This is a genomic window from Endozoicomonas sp. SESOKO1 (genome assembly GCF_024606265.1).
Lineage (GTDB): Bacteria > Pseudomonadota > Gammaproteobacteria > Pseudomonadales > Endozoicomonadaceae > Endozoicomonas.
The window spans coordinates 1-1,241 of the sequence record NZ_JAHHPP010000342.1; the positions used below are offsets into that span (position 1 = coordinate 1).

General features: G+C 55.2%; 1 protein-coding gene and 1 pseudogene. Both read left to right on the forward strand.

Annotated features, from left to right (window positions below; translation table 11 throughout):
* Positions 1-341 (forward strand): annotated as a pseudogene (locus KDK13_RS15370) (arginine decarboxylase); the annotation flags it as partial.
* Positions 331-1,241: S-adenosylmethionine decarboxylase proenzyme (locus KDK13_RS15375; protein ID WP_257285856.1), on the forward strand; the 911-nt coding region annotated here is incomplete at its 3' end. The pseudogene KDK13_RS15370 and the gene KDK13_RS15375, both read left to right, overlap by 11 nt.

Below are 1,241 nucleotides of genomic sequence, written 5' to 3' on the forward strand. Positions count from 1 at the left end.
AACCGGACAACCCGTTCCTGCTGGGTATTTTCATGGTGGGCGCTTACCAGGAAATTCTCGGGGATATGCATAACCTGTTTGGTGATACCGATATTGCGTCGGTGCGCATCAACGAACAGGGCGAGGTGGAAGTTACCGAGTACCAGGCGGGCGATACCGTTGAAGATGTGATGCGTTATGTCAATCTTCAGCCGGAAAACTTTTTGCGCACTTACCGACAACTGGTCCGGGAGAGCCTGCCACTGGAGCAGCAACGGGCGATACTGGCGGAATTGGAATCAGGACTCAGGGGCTATACCTATCTGGAGTTTATCGGGGGAATAAACAACGATGTTTTTTGAAGGTTCAGAAAAGAAAATAGAAATGATCACCAGCCCGGAATGGGGTTCCCTGAGGGCCCTGGGCAGAAACTTCTGGGCACAAATGGTGGCCAGGGCACAGGCCGATATTCTGGCCAGCCTCAGCAACGAACACTGTGACGCCTGGCTGTTGTCGGAGTCCAGCCTGTTTGTCTGGCATGACCGCTTTCTGATGCTCACCTGCGGCACCACCAGACTGGTGGATGCCGCCCTCTATTTCCTTGACCATGTGCCCCTGGAGCATATCCGTTTTGCCAGCTTCCAGCGCAAGAACGAGTACCAGTCGCACCTGCAGAAAACCTCCTTTCGGGAGGACATTGACCTGCTTGGCCAGCGCATGCCCGGCTGCGCCTATCGCCTGGGTCACCTGGACGGGCACCATAACTTTGTATTTCACCTGGACAAACCCTACAGGCCAGCCCCTGATGATCTTACCAGCGAGCTGCTGATGTACCATATCCGGGGCGAGCATGCCGACTACCTGCGCAGTGAAGGCCAGGATATTGAAGGCATTCGTCGCCTTCTTAGGCTGGATGAACTGTTACCGGGCTTTGCCCTGAGTGATTGGCTGTTCGAACCCTTTGGTTACTCCATGAACGCCATTCGGGATGACCGCTATGCCACCATCCATATCACCCCCCAGGAAGACAGTTCATACGTCAGTTTCGAAACCAACCTGGACCTGGCCAGCACCCCGCTGGTGCCCATACTGCTGAACCAGCTGAATCCGGGCTGCTGGGACCTGATCCGTTTTCATTCCCAGTCCCTGGAAAAAACGCTGTGGCCAGAAAAATCGCTGTGGCCAGAAACAGCGCTGCCGGACAATGCCCCATACCAGTGCCTGTCGACCTGCGAGGTGCCATTAGGCTGCAGCTACCATAT